The 24,229-nt window shown below is 43.7% G+C and carries 27 protein-coding genes; 12 read left to right on the top strand and 15 right to left on the bottom strand.

All coding sequences use genetic code 11. From position 1 onward, the window contains the following. Positions 1–212 precede the first annotated feature (212 nt). Positions 213–815 (bottom strand): TetR/AcrR family transcriptional regulator, encoded by a 603-nt coding sequence (locus JHD44_RS15560; protein ID WP_199463689.1) that lies wholly within the window; start codon positions 813–815, stop codon positions 213–215. Between the two features lie 139 nt (positions 816–954). Here JHD44_RS15560 and JHD44_RS15565 point away from each other — a divergent pair, with 139 nt between their 5' ends. After that, positions 955–2,031 carry an MBL fold metallo-hydrolase gene (locus JHD44_RS15565; RefSeq protein WP_199463690.1) on the top strand — a complete coding sequence of 359 codons (1,077 nt, stop codon included), beginning with the start codon at positions 955–957 and terminating at the stop codon, positions 2,029–2,031. 52 nt (positions 2,032–2,083) lie between these two features. On the opposite strand, the gene JHD44_RS15570 is transcribed toward JHD44_RS15565, so the two are convergent. Together JHD44_RS15570 and JHD44_RS15575 are read right to left on the bottom strand one after the other, a co-directional pair. Further along, the gene (locus JHD44_RS15570) at positions 2,084–2,770 is read right to left on the bottom strand and encodes a hypothetical protein (RefSeq protein ID WP_199463691.1); all 687 of its coding nucleotides are present in this window, start codon (positions 2,768–2,770) and stop codon (positions 2,084–2,086) included. 311 nt (positions 2,771–3,081) lie between these two features. Continuing rightward, positions 3,082–4,044 carry a helix-turn-helix transcriptional regulator gene (locus tag JHD44_RS15575; RefSeq protein ID WP_199463692.1) on the bottom strand — a complete coding sequence of 321 codons (963 nt, stop codon included), beginning with the start codon at positions 4,042–4,044 and terminating at the stop codon, positions 3,082–3,084. A gap of 155 nt (positions 4,045–4,199) precedes the next feature. Here JHD44_RS15575 and JHD44_RS15580 point away from each other — a divergent pair, with 155 nt between their 5' ends. Beyond that, complete coding sequence (locus JHD44_RS15580) at positions 4,200–4,829, top strand: glutathione S-transferase family protein (RefSeq protein WP_199463693.1); 630 nt, start codon at positions 4,200–4,202, stop codon at positions 4,827–4,829. Between the two features lie 84 nt (positions 4,830–4,913). Here JHD44_RS15580 and JHD44_RS15585 read toward each other — a convergent pair whose 3' ends face one another. Beyond that, positions 4,914–5,234, bottom strand: a complete 321-nt coding sequence (locus tag JHD44_RS15585; protein ID WP_199463694.1) for a 4a-hydroxytetrahydrobiopterin dehydratase — start codon at positions 5,232–5,234, stop codon at positions 4,914–4,916. A 193-nt stretch (positions 5,235–5,427) separates the two neighbouring features. Between JHD44_RS15585 and JHD44_RS15590 the strand changes: the two genes are divergently transcribed. Then, the gene (locus JHD44_RS15590) at positions 5,428–6,699 is read left to right on the top strand and encodes an HD-GYP domain-containing protein (protein WP_199463695.1); all 1,272 of its coding nucleotides are present in this window, start codon (positions 5,428–5,430) and stop codon (positions 6,697–6,699) included. 24 nt (positions 6,700–6,723) lie between these two features. Here the strand turns inward: JHD44_RS15590 and JHD44_RS15595 are convergent, their stop codons facing one another. From JHD44_RS15595 to JHD44_RS15615, 5 genes are all read right to left on the bottom strand, one after another. Beyond that, positions 6,724–7,179 carry a DUF2867 domain-containing protein gene (locus JHD44_RS15595; RefSeq protein WP_199463696.1) on the bottom strand — a complete coding sequence of 152 codons (456 nt, stop codon included), beginning with the start codon at positions 7,177–7,179 and terminating at the stop codon, positions 6,724–6,726. 22 nt (positions 7,180–7,201) lie between these two features. Beyond that, complete coding sequence (locus JHD44_RS15600; protein WP_199463697.1) at positions 7,202–7,477, bottom strand: DUF1330 domain-containing protein; 276 nt, start codon at positions 7,475–7,477, stop codon at positions 7,202–7,204. A gap of 210 nt (positions 7,478–7,687) precedes the next feature. Next, entirely contained in the window at positions 7,688–8,203 is a 516-nt protein-coding gene (locus JHD44_RS15605; protein ID WP_199463698.1) for a cytochrome b/b6 domain-containing protein, read from the bottom strand. Positions 8,204–8,229: 26 nt separating this feature from the next. Further along, on the bottom strand, positions 8,230–8,502 hold the full coding sequence (locus JHD44_RS15610; RefSeq protein ID WP_199463699.1) for a PepSY domain-containing protein: 273 nt from the start codon (positions 8,500–8,502) through the stop codon (positions 8,230–8,232). A 105-nt stretch (positions 8,503–8,607) separates the two neighbouring features. Next, positions 8,608–9,264 carry a metal-dependent hydrolase gene (locus tag JHD44_RS15615; RefSeq protein WP_199463700.1) on the bottom strand — a complete coding sequence of 219 codons (657 nt, stop codon included), beginning with the start codon at positions 9,262–9,264 and terminating at the stop codon, positions 8,608–8,610. 194 nt (positions 9,265–9,458) lie between these two features. Between JHD44_RS15615 and JHD44_RS15620 the strand changes: the two genes are divergently transcribed. Next, positions 9,459–9,926, top strand: a complete 468-nt coding sequence (locus tag JHD44_RS15620) for a DUF1456 family protein (RefSeq protein WP_199463782.1) — start codon at positions 9,459–9,461, stop codon at positions 9,924–9,926. A 182-nt stretch (positions 9,927–10,108) separates the two neighbouring features. Then, complete coding sequence (locus JHD44_RS15625) at positions 10,109–10,600, top strand: hypothetical protein (RefSeq protein WP_199463701.1); 492 nt, start codon at positions 10,109–10,111, stop codon at positions 10,598–10,600. 122 nt (positions 10,601–10,722) lie between these two features. Here JHD44_RS15625 and JHD44_RS15630 read toward each other — a convergent pair whose 3' ends face one another. Beyond that, a complete protein-coding gene (locus tag JHD44_RS15630; protein ID WP_199463702.1) occupies positions 10,723–11,022 on the bottom strand; it encodes an STAS domain-containing protein in 300 nt (99 codons plus the stop codon). A gap of 286 nt (positions 11,023–11,308) precedes the next feature. Between JHD44_RS15630 and JHD44_RS15635 the strand changes: the two genes are divergently transcribed. Beyond that, positions 11,309–12,223 (top strand): LysR family transcriptional regulator, encoded by a 915-nt coding sequence (locus JHD44_RS15635; protein WP_199463703.1) that lies wholly within the window; start codon positions 11,309–11,311, stop codon positions 12,221–12,223. 68 nt (positions 12,224–12,291) lie between these two features. Here JHD44_RS15635 and JHD44_RS15640 read toward each other — a convergent pair whose 3' ends face one another. The 3 genes from JHD44_RS15640 to JHD44_RS15650 all read right to left on the bottom strand — a co-directional run bounded on the left by JHD44_RS15640 (position 12,292) and on the right by JHD44_RS15650 (position 17,091). Continuing rightward, entirely contained in the window at positions 12,292–13,797 is a 1,506-nt protein-coding gene (locus tag JHD44_RS15640) for a mannitol dehydrogenase family protein (RefSeq protein WP_199463704.1), read from the bottom strand. Positions 13,798–13,822: 25 nt separating this feature from the next. After that, positions 13,823–15,526, bottom strand: coding sequence for a purine-cytosine permease family protein (locus JHD44_RS15645; RefSeq protein ID WP_199463705.1), 1,704 nt, complete (start codon positions 15,524–15,526; stop codon positions 13,823–13,825). Between the two features lie 554 nt (positions 15,527–16,080). After that, positions 16,081–17,091, bottom strand: coding sequence for a DUF3224 domain-containing protein (locus JHD44_RS15650; RefSeq protein WP_199463706.1), 1,011 nt, complete (start codon positions 17,089–17,091; stop codon positions 16,081–16,083). Between the two features lie 242 nt (positions 17,092–17,333). Between JHD44_RS15650 and JHD44_RS15655 the strand changes: the two genes are divergently transcribed. From JHD44_RS15655 to JHD44_RS15675, 5 genes are all read left to right on the top strand, one after another. Beyond that, positions 17,334–17,645, top strand: coding sequence for a cupin (locus JHD44_RS15655; protein ID WP_199463707.1), 312 nt, complete (start codon positions 17,334–17,336; stop codon positions 17,643–17,645). A 78-nt stretch (positions 17,646–17,723) separates the two neighbouring features. Continuing rightward, positions 17,724–18,401, top strand: coding sequence for a CsgG/HfaB family protein (locus JHD44_RS15660; RefSeq protein WP_199463708.1), 678 nt, complete (start codon positions 17,724–17,726; stop codon positions 18,399–18,401). Between the two features lies 1 nt (position 18,402). After that, the gene (locus tag JHD44_RS15665; protein ID WP_199463709.1) at positions 18,403–18,783 is read left to right on the top strand and encodes a DUF4810 domain-containing protein; all 381 of its coding nucleotides are present in this window, start codon (positions 18,403–18,405) and stop codon (positions 18,781–18,783) included. Next, positions 18,780–19,430 (top strand): DUF799 domain-containing protein, encoded by a 651-nt coding sequence (locus tag JHD44_RS15670; RefSeq protein WP_233402212.1) that lies wholly within the window; start codon positions 18,780–18,782, stop codon positions 19,428–19,430. Before JHD44_RS15665 ends, JHD44_RS15670 begins: the two co-directional genes overlap by 4 nt. A gap of 146 nt (positions 19,431–19,576) precedes the next feature. Continuing rightward, on the top strand, positions 19,577–19,984 hold the full coding sequence (locus JHD44_RS15675; protein ID WP_199463710.1) for a pyridoxamine 5'-phosphate oxidase family protein: 408 nt from the start codon (positions 19,577–19,579) through the stop codon (positions 19,982–19,984). Between the two features lie 94 nt (positions 19,985–20,078). Here the strand turns inward: JHD44_RS15675 and JHD44_RS15680 are convergent, their stop codons facing one another. Beyond that, positions 20,079–22,478 carry a PAS domain-containing sensor histidine kinase gene (locus JHD44_RS15680; protein WP_199463711.1) on the bottom strand — a complete coding sequence of 800 codons (2,400 nt, stop codon included), beginning with the start codon at positions 22,476–22,478 and terminating at the stop codon, positions 20,079–20,081. A gap of 280 nt (positions 22,479–22,758) precedes the next feature. Between JHD44_RS15680 and JHD44_RS15685 the strand changes: the two genes are divergently transcribed. Beyond that, positions 22,759–23,589 carry an AraC family transcriptional regulator gene (locus JHD44_RS15685; RefSeq protein ID WP_199463712.1) on the top strand — a complete coding sequence of 277 codons (831 nt, stop codon included), beginning with the start codon at positions 22,759–22,761 and terminating at the stop codon, positions 23,587–23,589. Here JHD44_RS15685 and JHD44_RS15690 read toward each other — a convergent pair. Beyond that, a complete protein-coding gene (locus JHD44_RS15690; protein WP_199463713.1) occupies positions 23,586–24,176 on the bottom strand; it encodes a LysE family translocator in 591 nt (196 codons plus the stop codon). The genes JHD44_RS15685 and JHD44_RS15690 overlap by 4 nt on opposite strands. Between the last annotated feature and the right edge of the window lie 53 nt (positions 24,177–24,229).

The raw sequence follows: 24,229 nt of genomic DNA on the forward strand, positions 1-24,229 counted from the left end.
GCTTGTGCAAACTTGTAGTTTGATACTAATGTGAACTTTTGCTTCTTATATTATGGTAAGAAAAACACAGTAGAGCTCGCTTTAATGATTTATGAAATGAAGACTTTTAGAAGCGCTGTTTAAGCTCTAAATACTAAGATTGTTTATCTGTACACACCGGGCAGCAGCCAGCTGCCAACAAGCTAAATCATTGAATGATTACTAAAGGTTTTTTACCTAAGAAGCTCACCATAGCGTGCTAAAAACATACTGACGGTTTCGCGGATCACTTGCTCTTTGCGCGCCTCAGACACGGTTTCTGATTGCAAAAGGCTTGGATAAAAGACAAAGGTTTTCAGTTGATAAATGAACTGCATAGCGGCAAACGGAATATCGTCGATGTGCAGGACACCTTGCTCACAAGCATCTGACAGAAATTGATCCAGATACACCTGACAGCCTACTTTTTGCTGAGAAAATCGCTCCGCCAGTTCTGGTTGCGTAAGAAGCTGGATAAAGCCTACCTTGGCGAGTTTAATAAAGCCTTCTGACGACAGACGAGCCACTTCACTTGCCGCAATTTTCGTCAGTTGGTCAGCCACGGGCTGATCTTTGTTAAATACCACCATCTCATCATCCGCTTGGCGTTCGAACATGCGGATCATGATGGCCTGAAACAGCTCATCCTTCGTTGCAAAGTGATTGTAAACCGTACGTTTGGAGACTTCGGCACGCGCTGAAATCGCATCCATACTGGTGGTTTCTACCCCGTGCTCGGCAAACAAGGCTTCTGCGGCATCTAAGATTTGTAGACGTTTTCGATCGCTTAGTTTCATGACATACCCATGTGATAAGAAGCCACAGTTTAGCGCAATTAAGGAAAAAGTACACCGACGGGTTTACTTATGAATCATATTGAAAGTAGACTACACCGAGTAGTTTACTTTTGCATGATAGCAAATTGGAGTTTAGAGAATGAAATGGTATCTCTGGGTGCTTTTGGTAATGGTCGTTTTAGTGGTTGGTGTCTATCTGCTAAACGCATCCATCGCATCCAAGTCTGCAACGTTTGCAACGTCAGAACATTATCGTGATGGTCAGTTCTATAATGAAGCGCCTCGAAATAAGCCTTCGACAACCGAAACCATTGGTTTATTTATTCGCTTCTTTACTGAGAAAAAGGTCAATACTGTCCCGCCTTCGGTACCGATGAAAACACTGTCTCGTTCAGATTTGGAGGCACTGAGTGATGACCAAGTTCATATCGTTAAACTTGGGCACTCATCATTGCTGGTGAAAATGTATGGCGAATATTGGCTGTTGGATCCGGTCTTTGGCGAGCGCGCATCGCCCTTTTCCTTCGCTGGGCCAAAACGTTTTCACCCTACTCCGATTGCCTTAAATGAGCTGCCGCCAATTAGCCGGGTGTTGATTTCCCATAACCACTACGATCATTTGGATAAACCCACCATCGAGTTTCTAACAAAGTCTCAGCCTAAATTTTATGTGCCATTAGGCGTAGGTGGCGATCTTGAACGTTGGGGCATTGCCTCGCAACAGATTGAAGAGTTCGACTGGTGGCAGGAGCAAAGCCTTGATGATGTTCAGTTAGCTTTTGCCCCTACCCAGCATTTTTCAGGCCGTGGCATGAGCGATAGCAATAGCACCCTATGGGGTTCTTGGGTGATCAAAACGCCGGATACGTCGCTGTATTTCAGCGGCGACTCTGGCTACTTTGATGGCTTTAAACGCATCGGAGAACGCTATGGACCATTTGATTTAACCTTTATCGAAACTGGCGCCTATGACAAAGATTGGGCTGACATTCATATGACCCCAGAGCAAAGTGTGCAAGCCCATTTGGACGTGAAAGGTAAAGTGATGATGCCAGTGCATAACGGCACCTTTGACTTAGCCTTTCATGCTTGGTCTGACCCGCTGGAGCGCGTACTCAGTGCGGCAACACAGAATCAAGTAGCCTTATCAACGCCCATCGTTGGCGAGGTTTTCTCACCAACGAGTGCACCAATTGAAGAGCGTTGGTGGCAATAATGAATTGGGGGCAGATGAAAACGAAAACGCCTACCTAAACAGCTTTTACCTGCTAGCCCACGCTGTCCGCGTGGGCTACGCCGCCAAAGCTCTGTATATGTTCAAAGCTTGCCAACCAAAACTGCGACCCCACCAAGCTAAATTGACGGCTTACGCCATTGTTAGCGGTCTGTTTCAGTTGCCACACGATGCCGCTGGCTTCTGGGAATGACGTGCCTTTGATTTGGTCTTCGTACAAGCGGTGCATCAAGGCATCACTTTCTAAGCCACTGGCCAACAATCGTACCATGGAAGGGGCTAACGATTTATCAAAGATCGCTAAGTCTTCCGCCTGTACTGCACTCACTGTCAACGTCATTTCAACGCCAGTTGGTTTGGCGAATTTGCTGCCGTATGCCTCGCGTAATAATTCATAGGCATTAAAGAAACGCTCGTGGAACAGGCAGTCTGGGTATTCTTCCCAAGAGCGGTCTTGCAGCATGTCGTGGGCCATGTGTTCGATTTTGCCGCGTTTCAAAGTTGGGAATAAATGGGTTAGCACAATCATAGCGCCGTCGTCGGGCTCTAAATCCCCCAGCGACATCACGCACATATCGCGCAATTCAGAATCATCAAGCGAATCTACTTCATCAAAATCCATCAATGTCAGCATGGTTTTGAAGTCAGCATTGGACCAAGCATTTTGAATCTTATTTACTTTACGAAAGGAATCGATCTGAACGGAAAACGTTGACTGCATCTAGCACTCCTATTGAACGCTATCATGGCATAAGGAATTGACGGCGGACGCCGCCACTAGCCGACTTAGCTTTGAGTAAAGCAAAGGAAAAAAGGCGACTATCTGAAACACTATTTAATCCAAAACTTTAAAAATAGCGAGAGAAATCATAAGCACAAATAAGAAATTTTTTTGTCTAGTTATAACCTTCTTATTCCAAAGCATTCTCACTCAAATATCAGCTTCTTGTTGGAGCAGGCTTGTGTCGCCCCCTTCCATACGCTTTTAGCTTTAAGAATAGATACTGGGAGTTTTGGCCTGCTTGAGTTTTTTTATGAACTGTATTGCTGAGCCATACTGGTTGTTAGTTTCAGCATTACTTGTCGAACTTCTGTTGGTCCAATGACCTCAATTTCTGGACCAAAGCGCAATAAGTCATAACACCCGTATGGAGGGTTGCCGATGGGCAACCTTGCGGAATACCAACCGTCCACTGCCACGGGATCAATATCTGCGTGCGTCATGACATAGGGCGTACACACTTGCTCCATTAGCTTTATTCCCTGCGGCGTCAAGCGCACATCTGCCAGCAATGGATACTGGAGTGACGCCATTCTTTGCAAGTTGGTTTGCCAAAATTCGGTTAAGCTAAAGTTTTCTGGACGTTCAAAGGTTTCTTCCGTCAGCGCCAGCGATAGTATTCGAGCAACTCGATAAGTCCTAGTGTCCGGTCCAACCATCGCCACCAGATACCATTGTCCTCCCTTCAATACGATGCCAAGGGGCAGAACTCTACGCTGCCGGATACCTTGCCAACGTTGATACGTTATATCAACACAACACTGTTCTCGTGCAGCGGTCATTAAATCGGGCAGATATTCGACCTGCTCATTCCCTGAAAACCAGTTGGGTGCGTCTAGGAGAAAACGGTTTTGCATACGTTCTGCGTCATGGCGTAAGGCTTCGGGGAGCGCACTCATCAGCTTTACTTGGGCATCCGCTAAAGAGGATGCCAAGCCCATTGTCTCTGCTTGATCAGAAAGCCCAGCTAGAAACAGGGTCTCAGCTTCTTTCGCGGAGAGACCGTTTAACCGAGTCCGATAGCCATGTAGTAAACGATATCCTCCCTCGACACCCCGCTCACTGTACACAGGAATCCCCATTGCACTGAGCGATTCGATGTCTCGATAGACAGTACGAATAGATGTTTCGCAGTGCAAAGCAAGCTCTGTTGCGTTCATCTTGTCACGAGCCTGCAGCACCATTAGCAGTTTTAGTAAGCGACTTGCCCGCATGAGTTGAGCCTCTTAAGTTTCGATCAGAACATTTTTTCAGTATAGCGAGACATACCTGACAAAAGGTGGCAGGTATGCCCAGTAACTTAATATAGAAGCTTCACCATAGATCAAAATACGGTGTTGCTAGTTTTCATTCACTGAAGGAATCCATTATGAGCAAGCATGATCTCGTTTTATACCACTCCCCTCAAACACGTGGCAGTGGGATTGTCTTCTTATTAGAAGAGTTAGGAGTTCCCTATACGCTAAAAGTTCTGAACAGAAACAAAGGCGAGCATCGAAGCGCAGAGTTTCTAGCAATTAATCCACTTGGTAAAGTTCCGACTCTGGTTCATAACGGCGCCGTCATCACAGAACAAGTTGCCTGTTACCTGTATTTGGCTGATTTGTTTCCAGAGAAAGGCTTAGCCCCTTCATTAAAAGATCCTAAACGGGGGGAATATCTTCGTTGGACAGCTTATCAAGGATCCAGCTTTGAACCTGCTGTTGTCGATCATGCACTTCAGCGAAAGGCAGGTGACCCTTCTATTATGCCCTATGGTAGCTACTCCATAATGCTCGATGCATTATACAAGCAACTAGATAATCACTCATATTTACTGGGAGATCAGATGTACGCTTTAGACTTGTTCTGGGGCAGTACACTGAAGTGGTGCAGAGAGTTTAACCTGATCGAAACCACTCCCATTATCGATGCCTACATTGACCGTATCGTCTCGCGTTCTGCATTCATCAAAGCAATAGAAATCGATCAAGCACTGCTGCAAAAGCAAGCGGAGTAAACTAAATAGTTCGTCTTGCTTTGCCAAAATGACGTTCATAAAACCTAGAGAAGGCTGACTTTTCAATCTGGCGGCCTTCTCACTTCAGTCCTGAGCGTGAGTGAATCCTGCAAATTCATCCATTTTCTTCGCTAAATCAAAGTCTTTTGCTGATAAGCCTGACACATCATGGCTGATTAGCTGTACATCGACTCGGTTATAGACATTTGACCATTCGGGATGGTGATCTTTTCTTTCCGCATACAGTGCGCACATAGTCATAAAGCCAAACGCTTGCTGGAAGTTTTTAAATACAAATGCTTTAGTCAACTTACCACCTTTAAGAACCCAATCATGCCCCGTGCCACAATTGAGTTCGATTAACTCTGCTTGAACGTCTTCTACTGTTAACTTTTGGTTCTTCATAGGTACTCCTTCTCAATACGATGGCAATCAATCTCTCTCGTTAAGGTTACTCCATGATTGTATTGCCGCCCATTCATGTCTTGCAGTGCCAAGGAAACTGCGAACTATTTCTTATCTATCCTAAATTGAAGTCAGTGCAAGGTTATTTAAATTAGACTAATCTAAATCAATCAATGTGAGGTTAGATGGCGAGATGATGATGGATAAAGGACTTGATGTAGACCTTCGACAGATGATTATCGTGATTGAAACAGCGGTCTCTCTGGTCGGTATGGACGATACTAATCATGGTAAACGGGTAGGCTTTATTGCCAGTCAGTTAGGCTATGAATTGGGCTTTAGTGAAGCGGATATTCGCTTTGCGTTCGAGTTTGGTTTGCTCCATGACTGCGGTGTATCGACCGAGTCCATGCATAATAATCTGGTCAATCAATTTAACTGGGATGGGGCGAACATCCACTGCGAAATTGGCTATCGCTTACTCAAAGACTTTGCCCCTTTGGCGAAGTTTGCCACCCCGATCCGCCATCATCACACTTCTTGGTCAGAGCTCAGTGAGTTGAACATTTCGGCTTACGACGCGCGTATGACCAATCTAATTTTCCTCGCCGATCGCATCGATGTGCAAGCCGCCGCCCACTACGGCAAAGACATTTTGCTGGTCAAAGATCAGATTGTTGCCGATATTTGTGCTCGGTCGGGCAGTTACTTTAACCCTGTCTTTATCGAAGCCTTTAAAGAAGTACAACGCTCAGAAGCCTTTTGGATCGCATTGGAAGATCGTCATATCACGCGCTACACATGGGAGATGGGACATGTTCCAAGTAGCCAGCGCCTGACCTTACCGCAAATCAAACACCTGTCTTTGATCCTCTCCTATGTAGTCGATCAAAAGAGTCCTTTCACCGCGCAACACTCGGTGCGTGTGGCCGATGTGGCACGCTTTCTAGCGCAGTCTTATGGTTTGTCTGAAGTTCAATGCGACAAGGTGGAAATCGCCGGTTTGCTGCACGACTTAGGCAAGTTGCATACGCCAGATAAGATTCTCGATAAGCCTGGCCCACTCGATCCCTCTGAACGGGCGATCATGAATCAGCACAGTTATGAAACCTATGAGATTCTACGCCATATTCCAGGGCTAGAAGAGATCGCCCGCTGGGCAGCTTTTCACCATGAAGGTATCAACGGCAAAGGCTATCCATTTCACCCTTCGGCTCGAGAACTAAGTGTCGAGGCGCGTATTATTGCGGTAGCCGATATTTTCCAAGCGTTAGTACAAAATCGCCCTTACCGTGCAGGTATCGATCTTTCAACGGCACTGTCTATGTTGAGTGATATGGCTGAGGAGGGGAAGCTGGATCGAGATATTGTCGGGCTAGCCACTAAGCTGGACAAACAATGTTACGAGATTGCCAAGGGGTCAGACCCGAATGGCAATCAGAACTTCATTCGTTTATTTGAGTGATGAGTGGATTCAGTCCACCTCTTTCTAGCTTTTCACCTTAACTCGAGCCAAGGCATTGATAGCGATTAATTTATGAAATGGCAAAATCGTATTTAAATACAGCTTGCCGGCTAGGTTGTGTGGATGAACCCAAGTAGCAAGATAAATTTGCCCCTGATAAGACATCACCGTAATTCTGAAATCCAGATGCTTGTCATTAAAACCAGCTATAAGTTCTTGATCATTAGAGAATTCTACAGGAAAAAAGCCTACTTTATCCTCAGCTTCTGGACCATCGCTCGACAACCCAAATGGCTTCGTAAGAACATTTCGAATATTCACGAGAAACCGAGCCCACAATGGAAAATTGGCAATAATTTCTGCGGCTTGGCGAGGGCTTAAAAGCGAGGCCACGCAATAACAATCCATAAAATCGTACTGGCCGACTCGCTCTAACAATACGCTGTGCAATGGCAGATTCGTTGCAGTGACCTTCTTCATTATTTCATCCCTCAACGTTGTTTTATATAAGCTGAAATGTACTGCGTATGCCTTGCTCACGAAGTGATATTAATGCTTGATAAATGTCGCTGTGGTACCAATTGATCGCACTTTCACGATCTGGAAATTCAATGATCGACTTATTACTGTAACCAGATTCTCCATGCAATACTTCGGTTTTGCCTTTAGCAAGAAAGCGGCCGCCGTACATGTCTAAAGTGACTTTCGCCTGCTTGCTATACTCCGCCAATTTCTCTTGATCAATCACAGTTGAATCAACAACAACAAAGCTAGTCATTATGTTATCTCCTAGGTTAATGGACTAACTCAGCTTATGTTTGTATCGCCTACTAAACAATAGACAGATAATTAACAGATTGTTTATCTAAGTAAACAATGTTGCACTGATGTCACCAGCCACACATGCTTAGAATAAAGTAAACCCCAGCAAAGCTGAGGTTTATTACTACCTGCACTCAAAGTGGCATGAGGCTCTTTTCAGTCATTATTAACGTTTTGAAACACGCCCCGTGACCATTTGCCTTATTAGGTTTCTAGGACCTTTCAAGCTAAATAAAACCACTGCCGAGACGTGAATAATGACCAAAGTAAATGTTGTGTTTGCAGCAACTTCATGAAATTCCTCGGCCCACTCTTCTCCCCAAAAGATCCCATCTAAACTCCAGCCGCTGAGCCCTGTAGCGATTAAGCCTATTAATAGCGCAAAAATCATCAAGGCCCCCACTGGGTTATGACCATCTTCTTCGAGCACTTTGCCTTTTTTCAAGGCCGACAAATGTTGCTTAACACCTAATGTGGTAGGAAGGAAATTTATAAAACGAGCATTACTTGATCCCAAAAAGCCCCAAACAATTCTTACTGCGACTGCACATAATATGTAGTAGCCTGCGAATTCATGCGGATCCGCGCCTTCTTCCAGAACAAAGTAGTTCAGCAAAAAAGCTGCGGCAACAGTCCAGTGAAACACTCGAATGATAGGATCCCAGATAATTCCGTTTACCATTATTGACCACCTCTATTCTTAGTCAATTAGTCGTCTATTTCTGTTTTAACTGCTTCGCCAGTCACTGGGTTAAAGTAAATTTCAACACGACGTTCTTTACTATCGTATCCATATATTTCATAACAATGACCACTGGTCTCTTTAAATTTTTTAATTCTATACCCTTGGTCCATAATGTGTTGCTTCATCATATCTTGAGACATCCAGGTACTACGGTCCGCCTCAGTACATGTCGGGCCCGCTACAGCAGAGCCAGCAACCGTCAAAGCAATAGCAGAAGATAACAGGATAGCTTTCATAAATTCTTTCCTCGATTGGTTAAAAACAAGGTTAGATTAGTCATGATTCCTTAAGTGACGCTTAAGAAGCGTGAATGATTTTTAATCGTTAAAAATATGTCGTCATCAACTTGATTGCCATATTTCAAACCAAGCAGCAGGACTTGGACTGAGCCAGTAGCCGACACCACACCCGATAAGAAATAATAACGAGGTCAGCGGCTGCCCCCAGTCAGTCAGTTTCATAGCGGTTCCAAAAGAGCGTTTTACTCGTAAGCCAGACAACTCAACACTGTAGAGTTCATCAAGGATCAGGTGAATAGTGGCACCAAGAAAGATAAAGCCACCAATGCCCCATGCCGTTTGCGCATTTAAGGTGAATACATGGTGAGCCATTGGCACTGCGACGGCGCTAAAAAGAAGGTTCGCCAATAGACTGTGTAATGTGCCACGATGGATGGTGAGTTTTTCAAAGCACCATTGCACGGGAAAGCGAATCACGAAGTAGCTGGCAATGGCAAGAGCCAACAAATGCCAGTAGATCATTTTATCGAACCACACGACGAGGCTAAGTCCTGCTACTAAAGTGGCAAAAAGACGAAATATGATCCGTATGGCAATCGACTCATCTGCATCAATGTCAGGTAACATGCCGCCTAAAATACCCGCTAATCCATACAAAATGGTGTCATTGATGTCAGCTAAGCCAAAGATAAAAGCGCTGACGGCCAGTGGTGTACTAATGACCGCAGCGACGGTAATATGGGTTTTAAAATCTGCCATGGGGCAAAAAATCTCTTCTTGTGGTGACGATAGATCAAAACTCAACACTAGCTTTTATAGATGCTATCAAGTGAGTGGGCGCATACTACATAAAAACTCTCAGAGTTAAAGAGTATCGCCTGATCCCTTTAAGATCCTTTACACGATTAATGGTATCCTTACGCAATTAAAGCCCTCATAAAATGGAACCGACGTTGACCAACAATGATATTTTGCGCCGCGTGCGCTACACCTTCGATTTTAAAGACAGCACTATGGTGGAGATTTTTGCTCTAGCCGATATGAGCATTAGTGCAGAACAAGTCAAAGCTTGGTTAAAGAAAGACGATATGGACGGCTTCGAGCCAATGGAAGACGTTGAGTTGGCATCGTTTCTAAACGGCTTGATTACGCTTAAACGTGGTGCTCGGGAAGGCGACAAGCCCGTGCCAGAAAGCCGCTTAAACAACAACATCATCCTGCAAAAGCTACGCATCGCTATGGCGTTTAAAGCGGAGGATATGTTGGAAGTGATGCGCCTTGCAGAGTTCAATATCAGCCCACATGAGCTCAGTGCATTTTTCCGCAAGCCCGACAATCGTCAATACCGAAAATGCAAAGACCAGATCCTGCGCTACTTCTTGTTAGGCTTACAGCTGCATATGCGCTCATCGAAAAAGTAACCAGCGCCACAGTCTTAATGCCAGTCATAACGGCACTTTTGACTTGGCTTTCCGTGGTTGATCAGATCTATGAACCAATACAAAGTCCCCTTTTATTGGTTTTTATCTCCGCAGTTCTTAACGATAGCTAGCGTCAAGGCGTGATATGATAAGCATATGTTTAGAACTCAAAGGAAATATCTGTGCTTGTACGCATTACCAGTCTTTTTGCCCTCCCCCTTTTATTGGTCGCTTGTGACTCGACCCCCAATCACTCGTTTGATGGCACGATGAAAACAGAAATGCCTTCCGCTATGGAAGCGCAGCCTTCAACACACACAACATCCGAGTCAGAAGATGACGGGCTACTGGCACAATTAAAGGCCGATGAAAAAGCTGCGGAGCAGGAACAAGCAGCGAAGGAGCAAGATAATCGACTTCGTGAAACAAAGTTTGAGCAGAATCTGACATTGAAAAAGTCAGTCGGCACCACAGTCTGTACTTGGCAAAACAGTGTCGGGAAGGTTCAAGAAATTGATCAAGGCCAAATTCAAGTAGCGGTGTATGGTCGTGCTATGTCGGCTACGAATGGGATTTTCTTTAGCTCTACCGAAGAAACTCCCGAGCTCACAAAACAAGAAGCTAACGTTTGGACTGATGGCCGTGATTGGGCTGTCTGCGATGTGAAATTATAATCTCAGTGCCAAGGTTCTCACTGGCTCACCAATGTAAATACCCTCGCTGTTTTCCTCTCTTCGTAGAACCATAAAAAAAAAACAATGGCCTGACCCTAGTAATAAAAGCGTTCACTGAATGATTAATGAACGCTTGGGCTGTCTTTTTTCACATAGTGAGTATACATGTTCGCGATTTGGAAAATCTCTTCGCAATAGCCCGTCGGCTGAGTAATGATTAACTCTTTACTACCTCTCGCTTTTAACTGCTTGTGAAGGTAAGCAATCATGCCTAATGCAGCCGAATCTAAATAACTCACACGACAACAATTCAGCTCTACTCTATCTGTCTGCGTCATAGCGCGATGAGACGCTTCAAAAAACCAAGCGTAATCATCATAAGTAAACTTCTCAGGCAAAGTGATTTCAATGGTATCGGTCATATAGGCTCTTCAATAAATCCGTTCTTATTCTTTGTTGTTTAAATAAAACAGTTTTAAAACAACACTCCTCTTTACTAACGTACTAACTGAAACCGTAGATGACTCATCAAGTCATTTGCTGAAGTTCTTCCTCAATTACCTGAATTATGAACAAAAATGAGACAGCCACGTAGCCCAAACCTATACCTAGAGAGTTTCCATACAGAGGCCAGAATAGACGGAGCTAAAAAAAGTACGTATTGTTTTATAAACAATCACTAAGAAAATAAATTAAGCGTTTAATAAAATGAACAATATAAAATTAGCCCCCCTTCTACTTATTTTCTCTGAAGTGGCATCGAAACGATCTTATACCGCTGCAGCAAAGAAGCTGGGGATTAGTAAGTCAGCCGTCAGCCAGCAGGTAAAACGCTTAGAAGCTGAACTTGATCAGCAACTGCTTATTCGAAGTACGAGAGGAGTTATATTGACCGCTGCTGGTGAAACTTTATTGAACCGTAGCGAGTTACTGGATGAGCAACTCAATATGGCCTTTGCCGAGTTAAAACAAACGAAAGAGCAACCCAGTGGGCGCTTCAAGGTCTCTGTGCCCCCTTTTTCTGAAAAAGAAATTGTTATGCCAGCCATTCGACAGCTGTGTATTGAGTTTCCTAAACTAACACCTGAAATCGTCGTGACGGGAAAATGGCAGGACTTGATCGAGCATGATCTTGATGCTGCGATTTTTGGTGGAGATTTAAAAGACTGTGATTATCGAGCCTTGTCCGTCAGTCGCGTATCAGAGGTGTTCTGCGCCTCTCCTCGTTACCTCGCTCAATTTGGCAGCCCAGCAACACTCGAGGAGTTAGCCACACATAAGTTTATTGGTACGGCATGGCATAGACCTCAAATCGATGTATTCGATAATCAAATGGCAAACAAACAGCTGATTTCTATTCCATACAGTACAAAAATAAACAGTCTCATCACTGGTGTAGAGGCCGCTTTATTGGATATGGGGATCGCACTGTTGCCAGAGTTTGTTGTGCAATCTCATGTTGAAAATGGTGGTTTGCAGCGTGTATTACCGGACTTCCGCGGTAAGGATTGGCATTTTTACTTCCTGCATCAATACAAAGGAGAGAAACCGCTGCACATTACACGGTTTTATCAGCTTTATCGCCACTACTTCCTGAAAGCATGTTCCGCAACGACGCAATGAAACAGATAAAAAAAAGCCGACTTTGTGACAAAGTCGGCCCAAAAGAGGGTTACTAATAACCCATTGCATTAAGCAGTTAATAAAACGCCTTCTCCTAGCAACTCATTCATTTGCGCTTCAATGTCAACATTCTGATAGAGTGTTTGCACTGAGTAGCAATATTGCTGGGTGAATGCCTCATTTTGAATTAGGTCACCAAAAACACTTTCTAATTTTAGGAACGACAAGCTGTCTGACTCTGTTTTAGAAGCGAATTGGTGCAGCTCATCCTTCATCTCATCCACAATATCCAGTGTATCGCCAAACTTGTTTATGCCTTTGTCTGAGTAGTAACACCAAGCAGCTAAAACGAGCGTTGCGAATTTGATGCCCCCGCCTTTAGCAAGGTTTTCCGCGATGGTTGGTATAAGAAATTTTGGCAGTTTGGACGAACTTTCTAGGCAAATTCGAGCCAGATTGTCTTTTATGTTCGGGTTCCCAAAACGTTCGATCAAAGTGCTTTTGTAGTCATCAAGGTCAATGCCGTCTACATGCTGCAAAATAGGAGTGGCTTCTTCATCCATAAAACGACGAACGTAAGTCGCAAAGAGTGGATCAGCAATACACCCATCAATCGTTTCGTGACCATGAATCGACCCTAGCAGCCCTAAGACAGAATGGCCTGCATTTAGAAGACGGATTTTCATCAACTCATAAGGTGTCACATCCGTGACAAATTGAGCCCCTACTGTTTCCCATGCTGGTCGGCCATTAGAGAAACTATCTTCGATAATCCATTGCGTAAATGGCTCACATGTCACAGGCCAGAGATCCTGCACACCCACTTCTTCAAGATCAGATATATCCTGTAGCGTTGTCACAGGTGTAATGCGGTCAACCATTGCATTAGGGAAACACACTTCCGCAGCAATCCACTTCGCTAACTCAGGATCTTGTTTCTCTGCGAAGGCAAGTAGCATTTTTCGTGTCATGTCACCATTGTGCTGAATGTTATCGCATGACTGAATCGTGAATGCAGGAATGCCCGCCGCACGACGCTTTCTCAAAGCCTCAGTTAAGAAGCCAAAGATCATTTTAGGCGTATCAGGATGCTCAAGATCGTACTGAACATCAGGATTTGAAAAATCAAATTCATTGGTAGCGGCATTGAAATTGTAACCACCTTCCGTAATCGTTAGGGAAACAATTTTGGTTTGCTCATGCGCCAACTTATCAGTCGCAGCATGAGGATCATCACAGGCCATGACAAAATCTACAATCGAACCAATTACTCGGTTTTCTTGGCGACCATCTGGGTGCTTAACCATCAATGTATATAAGTAGTCTTGTTGTTTAAGGATATCGCCAATCTTGCGATCTGCTTCGCGCAACCCCATGCCACAGATGCCCCACTCTGTAGACTGCGATAACGATAAAAACTCATCGGTATAAAATGCTTCATGAGATCGGTGAAAACCACCCACGCCAATATGGACAATGCCTGCCTGAAGCTGATTTCTGTCGTATTTAGGAACAACAACTGACTCAGGCAGGTTAGATAGGTTTTCTTGGTTCAGCGGAATAGTCGTAATCATGACAATATCTCTTAAAGGTCGTTCGTTAAGCTTGAAGCGCTTTTTTACGCTGCAAAGCCCAATAAGCAGCAATAAAGTAGATCAAGGTGCAAGCAAAGCCATAGGTATAAAATGTTGCGCGATTATCTAGATATGCCGCCATGTCTTGACTCTCAAACATAGTGTTGTAAGCCAGTACTAATGTAACAAGTAAACTTCCCCAAGAAGCCACTTTAAGGGCCTTAGAAAGCCAGCTCGTATCTTCTACCATTGGCGTCAACTCAGCCGCCTGTTGCTTGTGATAAGCCTTCACTACTTCAGCATCTTTTTGCATTTTTGCTTCTGCCTCTGGGTATTCCTGATCCGCGCCGTAGCGCTTCGCTAGAAGCGTGTAAACAATCATGGTGATAAACCATGTTGGTAGAAATAAGTAGTAGAACGACATGACATCCAGTGCGTTTAGGCCAAAACCAAAAATCAAACCAATGGCCCAAGATGCGACAGCTGGTGTGCTATGCGTTAAGTTTTGGTAACGTGCCCAGTAGCGAGTTAGCCCAATACGAGGGAAGACAAAATGCTCGACAAATACGATAGCCCCCACCGGAACCACTAATAGGCCTGCATAGGTCAAAATCGGCAGCATCTTAGTGAATACGAATGGAAAGCAGGCAATCACGACCGTGACCGCACCGACGGTTAGAGTGGTCGCTTTACGTGAGTACTGGGGAAACACTGCTTGAGCCGCAAGGCCTGCACGATACAAATTAGCATTGGCTGTCGTCCAACCAGCGATGATTACAATAACAAAGCCAGACAAGCCTAATGCTTGAAATGCCACATCACCTGGGTCCAATTGAATAATCGATTTCTGTACTAGGATTGCTGTACCTGCTCCCATGATGCCCGCAGAGACCCAAGCGATGAAGTGACCAAACAACATGCCAGCACTGGTTGATAATGCGTAGATTGGCTTTTTCGCATAACGAAGCAGCGCCATATCGATCAAGCCAAAATGTGTAATCGTATTCGCAGCCCAAGCAAACCCAATCACTTCAACTAGCCCAATACCTGGCTCACCATGAGCATTAATACCCGTCCATATAGATTCATTACCTATGGTGATGAAGTCTTTAAAACTATGCAAAACCGTTGTACCAAGCACGCTGTCCGATAATGCAGGCATCATAACCAGTGCGCCGGATGCAAACATCACGAATAGCCAAGGTCCACAGATGCCTGAAAACTCTGAAACCGCTTTGAAGCCATACATAGCAATAAATACAACTACGATGCCTACCGCCAATACCACCAAGACAAACCAGAAATCTGTTGGATACCAATTTAATTGAGCTGGAATATCAAATAAGAACCGAACTGCGGTACTCGACACCGTTATCATGGCGGCGGATATGACGGTAAAGATGATGACATTTGCCCAATTGTAGAGCTTAGTCATAGATTGACCGGTGATCTTCTCTAGGTAGGTATATAGACTCAAGCGAGTCTGAGTCGCAATTGGGGCAGTAATCAGAGTCCAGCTTAAAATAGCGAGAATATTACCGATTAACAAACCCAACAAAATGTCCATTGTTTTTGCGCCTAGGGCAACAAATGTAGCCCCAATCACGAACTCCGTTGCAGCGACATGTTCACCGGCATAAAGACCAAGAAAGTGTTTCCAACCATGCTGCTTATGTTTCGCTATAGGCAACTGTTCTTCGTCAACTCTGTCTAGTTTTTCAAAATTCATTGCTTATCTCATTATTCTTTTAATACGTATTATTGGAACCCATTCACCCACGACCCTCTGACAAATCGTTATGAGGTGACTTCCTAGAGAGGTGACAAAGGCCTTTTCGATTAATAGAAAATGGCAGCATATCTAACGTATTTCGCTGGCAGATTAAGGTCTGTAGCAAACTGTTCTTTTTGTCACCAGATATTAGGGCAGGGAGTCTAAGAATTCGGGGGGGATTAAACAAATACTAGAAAAGGATAATATTGATACTATTTTGACAAAAATATTAAATCATTAAAATATTTTGTACTATTTTGATTATTTTTAAGTTTTTTAATACTTATTAGTACTTTTTAATACTTCGTAGATCAAAAAACACTCAAAGAAAACAAATTTGACATACTTGTCGGTGATACAATGCTGCAGCAAGTTTCCCCCCATATCAATGCGAAGCGGTATAACGCTTGGTAATCAAGAATACATCCTGTGACTGGGGGGCGGTTACAGATCAACCACCAAAGACCATTACATGGGTGTTTTTGATGGTAAGGAAGGCGAGAGAGGCTTTAAACAACTGGCGGTCTATCTAGTCCAAAATATGGATAGTGTTTATGGAGTTTGAGACGATCAATGAGTTTCTTACTGCCATTCCTTTTCGCGTAAGCCATCTCACTGTGATAAACCTCCATGATCAGCATCATCCCAAAGCTCTGTTTCATCTTCCCCTTGAGAGCATGATATTCAACGAACAGTAAACATTTTCCTCCCAAATCTTCTACGCTAGCAGGTACTTCGATGATGTCACAAGGGTTCACTTTATTCTGAATGCAGTAGGGAGCATAGACGTTCAAAATAGTTGAGATAGCCCCAAACTCTTTGATAAAACGATGCTTAGAAGCTTCGTCCATATCTGGATGCAACGATTCTCTGGTAAACATAACCAGTTCATACAAGGTAAAGACATCGTTCATAGGGAACAGCTCAGTGTAGTGAGTAAGCTGTTTCGTAGCGATGCCCGTCCCCATGATCCCATTTGGATAAAAGTGCTGGTCTACTAAACCTCCGTTTTCGAGAGAGTGAATAGCAAACCACGATGTGACAAACTCAGGGCCTAATATTGACTCCATTTGTCGGTCTTTGTCCTCATCGTTGATTAGGTTTTGATTTAATTTAGTGATGCTTTCTGTTTTGAAATCAAAGTCGAACTCGTAATAGTACTGCTCACCTTCGCGTTTTGTGTGTAGAGTTCCCGTTAGACCAGATAATTCGCCCGTGCCTGAGTCAGCGACCACGGTTTGTATATTGCTCTCCTCACCCAGATATAATGAGGCCGTTTCCTGTGTTACAAAACTCCCATAGCGCCCGCATACGTAGCCAGTTATATGCTCAAGCGCCACATAAGCTGCCGATCCTTCCGTTGGAGTATTAATACTCAGTAACTCGCAATGGCCAGTGGCAACCAGCTCACCTGAGTAGTCTTTCTCCACACCTAAACGGCGAAAAACCATGCCATGAGAACTCTTCAAATGGGATTCTTGAGGGAGTGCCTTCACTGTAAAAACACCTGAAATAATCATACTCCCCCTCTTAGAATCACTCTTTTACTCGACCAAATGATCATCAAAAACTCATCAGATAAACAAAGAATAAATGCTAATGCTGATTATATCTAAGCTTGAATCTGATTTATGTAGTAAAACGGTAGACCGTAATGACAGAACCTCTATGAACAGTACTATTGAGAGGTCAGCGCTTAATGTATGATCGACTCATTAAACAGTACTGCTCATTCAAAAATGCTCACAATAGGAAGGTGATTATGCGTGTTATTCAAAGTAAAGCGTTTAAAGCGGATAACGCTTGGGGTGCTCTAGACATTGCTAACATGAATGGCATCACTACTCGCCTTCATTGGACAGATCAGCCATATAAGTGGCACATCAACGATGGTGAAGAGGTATTTGTCGTACTCGATGGTGTGGTGGAAATGCGTTTTAAAGACGATGGTATGGAGCAATCGACTTTACTAAATGTCGGGGATATTTTCTATGCTTCAGTAGGTACTGAACACGTTGCCCACCCTGTCGGAGAAGCCCGTATACTCGTGATTGAGCAAGAAGGTAGCGTCTAAAACATGATGACATTTTACAAACAGTCCAGACACGGAAACATGGCAAAACGCCAAGGTATTGCAAAGGAGAAAAAAGCTATGCCTGCATTAAAACTACCACTTATATGTTTAACCACCGCCGTAATGTTAGTCACAACGGGGTGTTCCACAACAGAAACAAATCGAGTCGTGACATCAGAAACCGTGACGAGCTACAAGACAGATTATCAAGGCGTCAAAACAACGCTGGTCGTTGGTAATTTCCAAAACCGCTCATCATACATGCAAGGCCTTTTTTCAAGTGATACAGACCGTTTAGGCAATCAAGCTAAAACCATTCTTAAAACACACTTACAACAAACCAACCGTTTCAAAGTGGTTGACCGTGAGAATTTAAATATTCTAAAGCGTGAAGCAGAACTAAATGGCGTGAAACAAGTGCTAACTGGCGCGCGTTACACTTTAACAGGGGACGTCACCGAGTTTGGTCGCAAAGTCACTGGCGACAAACAGCTATTTGGCATCCTTGGATCAGGGAAAACGCAAACAGCCTATGCCAAAGTAAGTTTGAATATTGTGGATGTCATGACGGGAGAGATTGTTTACTCGACCCAAGCTGCAGGCGAATACGAACTCAGCAACCGTGAAGTAGTCGGATTTGGTTCAACTGCGAGCTACGATGCCACACTCAATGGTAAAGTCTTAAACTTCGCGATCACCGAAGCCGTTAACCATATCGTGCGTGATCTAGAAAACGGCACTTGGATTGTCCAATAAGATGCGAACATACTTTCCATCCCTAAATGCCTGCAAAGTCGCTGGGCTCATGATCGTGGTTGCCTTAACTGGCTGTTCGACACACCAGCCAACTTTTTACTGGGGTGACTACGAACAGCTGGTTTATAAAATGTACCTTGAGCCAGGCAGTGCGGACAGCACCATGCAAATTGCAGAGTTAGAAGAGACGATTCAAAAAGCTGATGCAAAAGGCCTACGCATTGCCCCAGGCATACATGCCCATTTAGGTTACATGTATACGCTAGAAGGCAACATGGCTCAGGCGAAAGCGGAGTTTTTAACCGAGAAAACACTGTTTCCTGAGTCAGCCGTGTTAATCGATGGTATGTTAAGCCGCCTTGAAGGAGCAAAAAATCCATGATGCAATGGCGAAAAATGCTATGGGGGCTGACTAGCTTACTGACGTTATTCCTAATGGGGTGTTCTACCACACCCTCTAGTTATAATTATGAGGCTCTGCTGGCGGCAAAGCCACGATCCATATTAGTCATTCCTCCAAGCAATCACTCTGTTGAAGTTCAAGCACCCTACACGTTTTTATCAACCATTAGTAAACCTCTTGGTGAAAAAGGCTATTACGTCTTCCCCGTTGCCGTCATTGAAACCTTTCTCAGGGAAAATGGTCTACCGACTCCAGAAGAAATGAATTTGGTACCGTTGGATAAGCTATACGAACACATTGGTGCAGACGCAGTCTTATATACCCAGATCAATGATTGGGGACAAAAATATAACATCTTGTCATCTGACACGGTTGTTGATGTGAGTATGCGCTTGGTCGATAGTAAAACCGGAGTACTGCTCTGGGATGCCCATGCCTCTGCCGTACAACGATCTGATTCAGGGGGTGGCGGCTTGTTAGGTAATGTCATCAATGCTGTGGCGACGCAGATCATTAATTCGATGAATGATCAAACGCCTGAATTGTCGAGAACCGCCAACCACATAGCCGTCAATCGTCTCAATTACGGATTGCTTGACGGCCCCTACGCTCTTCCTAAAGAGTAGTTGCATAACATAGCCAGGCCCCCAGTGCCTGGCTTACTCTCAAAAATAACGTCGCCACACAAAACATCAATGACAATTATTATCAATTGATATAGATTACTATTCTCAAAATAGAATTCAATCTATCATATAGGAATGATGATAATATGTCTGAGCAAAAATTAAACGATGCTATGCAGCAAATGCTTGCGGAGCAAACCCCTATTCTAGCTACCGTCATCAAAGAATCAGGTATGCCAAACATTGGCCCTAAACGTTCCCTGCGTGTATATGATGGTAACCATCTGATTTTTAACGAAAACACGGGTGGTCAGACATTAGATAACATTAAGCAAGGCTCTAAAATCGCCATTGCTGTCATTGATCGTCCAAACTTGGATGGCTATCGTTTTGTCGGTTCTCCAGAAGTGCATTACGACGGTGAGTACTTTGATAATGCCGTTCAGTATGCAGAAAACAACAGCATGAAAACACCTAAGTGCGCTGTGCTTATTAAAGTCGATGAAGTGTTTACACTAAAATCAGGTCCCACTGCAGGTCAAAAAATTGCCTAATCGAGTTATAGACTGAGTGACTTGAACACACATTCTAAGAGCTAGCGCTTCGGTCATCCATTACCACACGCTAGCTCAATGAGTGGGCTAGCGTTTATTCAGCTCTTTCTTTGACATTCAAACCGATCAAGAATTCTACGCCTTTTCCTTCTTCACTGAGGCATGTAATCGTGCCACCAAGGGCATTAGTCACAATATTGTAAGTGACATTTAAACCCAACCCTGTACCACCTTTACCACGGTTGGTCGTAAAGAAAGGATCAAATATCTTAGGTAAATTCACTTCAGTAATCCCTTTGCCATCATCTTGATAACGTATTTCAAGTGAACACCCTCCTAAATCACGCACTGCAATGGTGATATTTCCAGACTCTTTTTGATCAAACCCATGGGTGAGGGAGTTCATAATCAAATTCGTGAAAACTTGCGAAATAAGACCAGGATTAGTCGTCACATTAACATTATCAGGACACTCTATCGTCACACTGACACCGGCTTTTCGAACCATAGAACCAAGGCTATAAAGCACCTCTTCTAGATAGTCTTTGAGATTAATATCACGGTCTTCTTCACTGGTTTGGTCGACGGCTATTTGTTTGAAGCTTTTCACCAGCTGAGCGGTTCTATCGAGATTCTTTTTCACAATGTCAGCAATTTCTTGGCTACTGCTTAAGAACTCTTCTAAGTCTTGCTCTGTTAACTCACCATTTTGATAACGACGACTTAAATGTCGATGATCTTCTTCAAACTGCGTAATGCCGACTAACCCCACTCCCACTGGGGTATTTATTTCATGCGCTACACCTGCCACTAAAGACCCAAGACTCGCCATTTTTTCAGACTCAACCAGCTTATCTTGTGCTTGCTCTAAGTTCGCAATGGTTTTTTCCAATTCATTATTTGACTTATTTAACTGCTCATTTTGCTCAACGATTTGCAGCTCTAGTTCTTTTTGCTCATTGATATCTCGAGTAATGGAGTAAATGACTTCCTTACCATTTAAGGACAACATCCCCACAATTATTTCTGTCCAGAACTTTGTGCCATCGGTCTTTTGATGCTGCCACTCACATCGAGTACTGCCTTTGCCGTAAACGTCTTCTGAAGCCGCTTCAAACAGTTCCGTCGTTGGTCTTCCATCCGGTTGGAATTCAGGGGATAGCGCCACTGGATTTAACCCTATAACGTCTTCTTTTGCTTCGAAGCCCATCAACTTCAAAAACGCTTTATTACAGTCGAGGTATTTTTCTCCATCAAAAAATGTCAGGCCATCTTCTGATTCATTAAACAGTGTTTCAAACGTTAGCTTCTGCTCTGCAATTTCCAGTTCGAGCGCTTTTTTCTCTGAAATATCACGCGTTGTCGTAAAAAAGACTTCTTCACCATTTAACACAATCGTGGTGACGAGTATTTCTGTCCAAAACTCTGTGCCATCCGTTTTTTTATGCACCCACTCAAAGCCTGCTTGGCCGTTTTCAATAATTTCTGTATTGAGTGTGATGGCTTTATCAAATGAGGTGTTTCCGTCGGCTTGCAACTCTGGAGAAATCGCCAGCGGGCTTAGTCCAATAATGTCATCTTTGGAGTCAAACCCCATCATTCTGACAAAGGCTTTATTACAATCAAGATACTGCTTGCCATCGTAAATGGTCATACCATCTAGAGATTCTTCAAACAGCGTTTCAAAGGTTCTTTTCTGCTGCTCAAGTCGAAATTCTAAGTCCTTTTTCTCTGAGATGTCTCGAATCACTGCATAGATCGAATCCACTCCATTCAAGGTTACCTTGGTTAAAATCACTTCGGTCCAAAATTCAGTACCATCAACTTTTCTGTGCATCCACTCGAATCTGTTGTTAACTCCTTGAGCAAGCGCACCTTTTATTACCTCTTGAGCAGCATCTTTTGAGGTTCTTCCGTCTGGCTGGTATTTAGGTGAAACCTGCGATGGGTGAATACCAATCACATCCTCTTTTGAAGCGAATCCAAACATCTTCACAAAAGCTTTATTACAGTCGGTGTACTTTTGCCCATCGAAGACGCTAAGACCATCCAATGACTCATTAAATAAGGTTTCAAACGTTTCTTTTTGTTCTGCTATTTTAAGCTCTAGATCTTTCTTTTCTGTAATATCACGCCAGTTGGTGTAAACCACAACTTCACCATCCATGATCATTTTGGTGATGATCACTTCACACCAGAATGGCTCCCCTCTGACATTAGAGTGCAACCACTCAAACCGGACACTTCCTTCTTCATAACACTGATCAATGTATTTCATGCCTTTTTCAGCAGACAGTCGTCCGTCATGCTGAAATTCTGGAGAGAAATCGAACGGCGTTAAACCAATAAATTCATCACGTTTAGTGGCACCCACCAAGTCCAACATTGATTGATTGCAGTCGACAAAAATGCCTTCTTTAAAGATAGCTAGGCCATCTTTGGAGTCTCTAAAAACCGTTTCAAAACCACTGACAGGAGTTTGAACTTCGCTCATTGGTGCCTCAACTTTAATGTCTTCAAACCGAATCGATATTTAAATCAAGCTAGCAAAGAAAGAAGAAAATGCCACTACCTTATGTAAACGATGATTATTGGAGGGTACGACCTAAAATCAATTTGTATCATTGGCCTTTAATTAGAAGGTCACTATTTCAAATAGGCTTGTCACTAGACTTATGGCAGAATCAAAGGTGACTTCAACAGGTATAATCTCATTCTTATGCTTGTAAATAATCGCTCCTACAGTCTTGCGCTGGTTTTACTTGGAAGACAACATGGCACCTGATACCCAACCTGTTTTTTGGCGTGATCCAAGCATGAAGCAAATCGAATTACGCTACATCAAAGACGGTCACAATGTTCGCTATATACCTCATAGCCATGAACAATGGTCTCTTGGTGCGATCCTTGATGGCCATAGCTCATTCTTGTGCGGGGATCGTATTCATCAGGTTAGTCAAGGCGATTTGGTGATCATGAATGCTCATGAAGTACATGCCTGTAATCCGCAGTCAAACTCTCCTTGGTCATACTATATGCTGCATCTGGACTGTAACTGGTTAGGACAGTTGCTATTAAATAGTGGGCAGTCCCAGTCTTCTAGATGGAAGCCGACTCAACAAGACATCATTCAGCATCCAGAGATGTTTGAAAAAATTGTAGGCCTTTGTCAGATTTTAATGTCGAGTGTTTCCATTCCATCAAAGTCTCGCGCCTTACAGTCCACATTATTGGAGCTGTTTAATTTCTTAAAAAGTACCAAGGTAGCGCAAACCAATAAAATTCCGACCGCCTTGTCAGAAGTTGCCTATTATCTTATTGAGAACTCTCACTCAGAAGAGAGCATTGAAGAAGTAGCCATGAAGTTTGCAATGAGTTCAGGCTACCTCACTCGTCAGTTCAAACGGTATTACCAATTATCACCACACGCATTTCGTTTAAACCGTCGGATTCAACTGGGTCAAATTGCTCTTAAAAATGGCGTCTCGATAATCGATGTCGCTAGTCAATTTGGCTTTAGCGATCAAGCACATTTTCAACGTACGTTTAAAGAAAGAGTCGCTGCTACTCCTAAACAATATAAAGTAAATCGCTCATTCTCTTAATACAGAATCGCCACACAACTCAAAAGAAGACCTACCGCAAGTACTCGATTAAGTTGTCTAATGCGACTGGAGGTTGCCAACCACTCTCTCATCCACGCCCCAATCAGTACCCACACCATAAGCGACAGCCAACAGATAACCAAATATATGCCTGCGAATAGCCAAATCCCATAAACGTCAGTGGGTTCGGTATAAGCCGCTATGCCTGAAACCGACGCTAGCCAAGCTTTCGGATTAAGCCACTGCATTACGGCTCCAAGCCAAGGTGAAGGCTGGCGTTCTTGCTGGTCTGAGGACAACTCGCCTGAGTCGCGCCATAGTTGATAGCTAATGTATAAAAGAAAGACGACACCAGCCCATTTGAGATAGAACATCAGCGCAGGCATAACTTGAATCAGTTGCTGTAAGCCAAGGCCAATAAATAAAAAAAGCACAATGAAACCTAGGGTCGCACCGGTGACAAATTTTAAACCTACGAATACGCCATAACGAGCACCGCTACTGACGCCAACCAAATTGACCGGCCCAGGAGAAAGAGACGCTGCCAGCGCAAATAAGCTCATAGATATAAAAGTGGAAAGGATCATAAAAGACTCCATCGCTAATTAATAAAGCTTGGAGCATGGGCGGTTTAAAACGG

Origin of the sequence: Marinomonas ostreistagni, assembly GCF_016461785.1 — a bacterium.
Taxonomy (GTDB): Bacteria; Pseudomonadota; Gammaproteobacteria; order Pseudomonadales; family Marinomonadaceae; genus Marinomonas; species Marinomonas ostreistagni_A.

Excerpts from the sequence above, each read along its gene's own strand:
- JHD44_RS15640 (WP_199463704.1), bottom strand. The coding sequence starts at position 13,797 with ATGATTACGACTATTCCGCTGAACCAAGAAAACCTATCTAACCTGCCT.
- JHD44_RS15595 (WP_199463696.1), bottom strand. The coding sequence starts at position 7,179 with ATGAAGAAGGTCACTGCAACGAATCTGCCATTGCACAGCGTATTGTTA.
- JHD44_RS15600 (WP_199463697.1), bottom strand. The coding sequence starts at position 7,477 with ATGACTAGCTTTGTTGTTGTTGATTCAACTGTGATTGATCAAGAGAAA.
- JHD44_RS15645 (WP_199463705.1), bottom strand. The coding sequence starts at position 15,526 with ATGAATTTTGAAAAACTAGACAGAGTTGACGAAGAACAGTTGCCTATA.
- JHD44_RS15690 (WP_199463713.1), bottom strand. The coding sequence starts at position 24,176 with ATGATCCTTTCCACTTTTATATCTATGAGCTTATTTGCGCTGGCAGCG.
- JHD44_RS15585 (WP_199463694.1), bottom strand. The coding sequence starts at position 5,234 with ATGAAGAACCAAAAGTTAACAGTAGAAGACGTTCAAGCAGAGTTAATC.
- JHD44_RS15565 (WP_199463690.1), top strand. The coding sequence starts at position 955 with ATGAAATGGTATCTCTGGGTGCTTTTGGTAATGGTCGTTTTAGTGGTT.
- JHD44_RS15675 (WP_199463710.1), top strand. The coding sequence starts at position 19,577 with ATGTCTGAGCAAAAATTAAACGATGCTATGCAGCAAATGCTTGCGGAG.
- JHD44_RS15670 (WP_233402212.1), top strand. The coding sequence starts at position 18,780 with ATGATGCAATGGCGAAAAATGCTATGGGGGCTGACTAGCTTACTGACG.
- JHD44_RS15605 (WP_199463698.1), bottom strand. The coding sequence starts at position 8,203 with ATGGTAAACGGAATTATCTGGGATCCTATCATTCGAGTGTTTCACTGG.
- JHD44_RS15650 (WP_199463706.1), bottom strand. The coding sequence starts at position 17,091 with ATGATTATTTCAGGTGTTTTTACAGTGAAGGCACTCCCTCAAGAATCC.
- JHD44_RS15680 (WP_199463711.1), bottom strand. The coding sequence starts at position 22,478 with ATGAGCGAAGTTCAAACTCCTGTCAGTGGTTTTGAAACGGTTTTTAGA.
- JHD44_RS15570 (WP_199463691.1), bottom strand. The coding sequence starts at position 2,770 with ATGCAGTCAACGTTTTCCGTTCAGATCGATTCCTTTCGTAAAGTAAAT.
- JHD44_RS15575 (WP_199463692.1), bottom strand. The coding sequence starts at position 4,044 with ATGCGGGCAAGTCGCTTACTAAAACTGCTAATGGTGCTGCAGGCTCGT.
- JHD44_RS15660 (WP_199463708.1), top strand. The coding sequence starts at position 17,724 with ATGCCTGCATTAAAACTACCACTTATATGTTTAACCACCGCCGTAATG.
- JHD44_RS15655 (WP_199463707.1), top strand. The coding sequence starts at position 17,334 with ATGCGTGTTATTCAAAGTAAAGCGTTTAAAGCGGATAACGCTTGGGGT.
- JHD44_RS15560 (WP_199463689.1), bottom strand. The coding sequence starts at position 815 with ATGAAACTAAGCGATCGAAAACGTCTACAAATCTTAGATGCCGCAGAA.
- JHD44_RS15630 (WP_199463702.1), bottom strand. The coding sequence starts at position 11,022 with ATGACCGATACCATTGAAATCACTTTGCCTGAGAAGTTTACTTATGAT.
- JHD44_RS15665 (WP_199463709.1), top strand. The coding sequence starts at position 18,403 with ATGCGAACATACTTTCCATCCCTAAATGCCTGCAAAGTCGCTGGGCTC.
- JHD44_RS15685 (WP_199463712.1), top strand. The coding sequence starts at position 22,759 with ATGGCACCTGATACCCAACCTGTTTTTTGGCGTGATCCAAGCATGAAG.
- JHD44_RS15610 (WP_199463699.1), bottom strand. The coding sequence starts at position 8,502 with ATGAAAGCTATCCTGTTATCTTCTGCTATTGCTTTGACGGTTGCTGGC.
- JHD44_RS15590 (WP_199463695.1), top strand. The coding sequence starts at position 5,428 with ATGATGATGGATAAAGGACTTGATGTAGACCTTCGACAGATGATTATC.
- JHD44_RS15580 (WP_199463693.1), top strand. The coding sequence starts at position 4,200 with ATGAGCAAGCATGATCTCGTTTTATACCACTCCCCTCAAACACGTGGC.
- JHD44_RS15615 (WP_199463700.1), bottom strand. The coding sequence starts at position 9,264 with ATGGCAGATTTTAAAACCCATATTACCGTCGCTGCGGTCATTAGTACA.
- JHD44_RS15635 (WP_199463703.1), top strand. The coding sequence starts at position 11,309 with ATGAACAATATAAAATTAGCCCCCCTTCTACTTATTTTCTCTGAAGTG.